Consider the following 1658-nt stretch of genomic DNA (forward strand, 5'->3'; position numbering starts at 1 on the left):
CACGATCTCGGCCCCGTCGGGCACCCCCGCGACAGCGATCCGCATCGCCCGGGCCACCCCGCGCAGTTCGTCGGCGGCCGATGCGCCGGCCTCCACCGGGGCCACGTCCGCCAGGACCCGTTCGGCGACGGCGGTGAGCAGCGCCTGCTTTGACGGGAAATGCCAGTACAGAGCACTCGGCTGGACGTTCAGCCGCGTCGCCAGCGTGCGCATCGACATGCCGGGCAACCCCGCTTCGTGCAGGAGTCCGAGCGCGGTGTCGACGACGGCCGACTTGTTGAGAGCCACGACCGGTAACCCTATCGCCCCTCCCGCGGCTCCGACGCGCCTGCAATCTGAACGCTGTACAAGTCGGCGAATTCCCGCTACCTTAACGGCGTTCAATGAACGGCGTTCAGGAGGAACCATGGCCACCACGACCACCCGTTGGCACGAGCTCGCGGACCGCATTCTCGACGGCGGGGCGATCGACGCGACGGAGGCGCTCGCCGTGCTCGACTCGTCCGACGCCGAGCTCATGGAGGTCGTGGCCGCCGCGTCGCGCGTGCGCTTCCACCACTTCGGCAACAAGGTCAAGGTCAACTACCTGGTCAACCTCAAGAGCGGCCTGTGCCCTGAGGACTGCTTCTACTGCTCGCAGCGCCTCAACTCGACCGCCGGCATCCTGCGCTACACGTGGCTGAACACCGAGGAGGCCGTCACCGCGGCCAAGGCCGGCATCGCGGCCGGCGCCTCGCGCGTGTGCCTGGTCGCCAGCGGCACCGGCCCGAGCAATCGCGAGGTCGGCAAGGTCTCCGACATCATCGAGGCCATCAAGTCCGACACCCCGGGCGTCGAGGTGTGCGCCTGCCTGGGCGCGCTGAAGGACGGGCAGGCGGAGAAGCTCTGCTCGAGCGGCGCCGACGCCTACAACCACAACCTCAACACGGCGGAGAGCCACTACGAGGAGATCTGCACGACCCACACCTACGCCGACCGCGAGCACACCGTGAGCCAGGCGCACGGCGCGGGCCTCTCGGCGTGCTCGGGCTTCATCGCCGGCATGGGCGAGACCCGCGAGCAGCTGGTCGAGCTGGCCTTCGACCTGCGCGCCAAGGGCGTCGACTCGATCCCGGTGAACTTCCTGCTGCCCTTCGACGGCACCCCGCTCGAGGGCGTGGACACGCTCAACCCGCGCGACTGCCTGCGGATCCTCGCGATGGTCCGGTTCGTCGCCCCCGACACCGAGATCCGGATGGCCGCCGGCCGGGAACGCCACCTCGGCTACCTTCAGGGCATGGGCCTCTTCGTGGCCAACTCGCTGTTCCTCGGCGACTACCTCACCAGCGAGGGCCAGCCCGGCGGCGAGGACCTGCAGATGATCGCCGACGCCGGCCTCGAGGTCCTGCAGATGGACGGGGCCGGCCAGGTGTCGCACCACCCCGCGAACCCGGGAACGGCTCCCGGTGCTGCGGCCGTGACGGCGCCCGCCGCGCACGAGAAGCAGGAGAAGAAGGTCGCTATCCGCACGCGCGGTGCCGGCACCAGCGAGCCCGCGAACGCCTGACATGTCCGCCCCGCGTCACCTCACCGCCTCCCCCGCCGCGCTCCTGGCCGCGGACGCCGAGCACGTCTGGCACCCGTACGGCGGGTTCCCGGCGTCCACGCAGCCGCTGCCA

The 1658-nt window shown here is 70.6% G+C and carries 2 protein-coding genes; one reads left to right on the forward strand and one right to left on the reverse strand.

Features of this window, described 5'->3' with window-relative positions; all coding sequences use genetic code 11:
- Window positions 1-288 (reverse strand): TetR family transcriptional regulator (locus G6018_RS17595; RefSeq protein WP_182639823.1); only part of this gene is annotated, 288 nt, incomplete at its 3' end.
- 118 nt (window positions 289-406) lie between these two features.
- Between G6018_RS17595 and bioB the strand changes: the two genes are divergently transcribed.
- On the forward strand, window positions 407-1546 hold the full coding sequence (bioB, locus tag G6018_RS12980; protein ID WP_182639824.1) for a biotin synthase BioB: 1140 nt from the start codon (window positions 407-409) through the stop codon (window positions 1544-1546).
- Window positions 1547-1658 lie beyond the last annotated feature (112 nt).

Source organism: Dietzia sp. DQ11-44 (assembly GCF_014145205.1).
In the GTDB taxonomy this organism is placed as follows: domain Bacteria; phylum Actinomycetota; class Actinomycetes; order Mycobacteriales; family Mycobacteriaceae; genus Dietzia; species Dietzia natronolimnaea.

Bases quoted from the DNA above. Each gene is read 5' to 3' on its own strand.
- bioB (WP_182639824.1), top strand. From the start codon at position 407: ATGGCCACCACGACCACCCGTTGGCACGAGCTCGCGGACCGCATTCTC.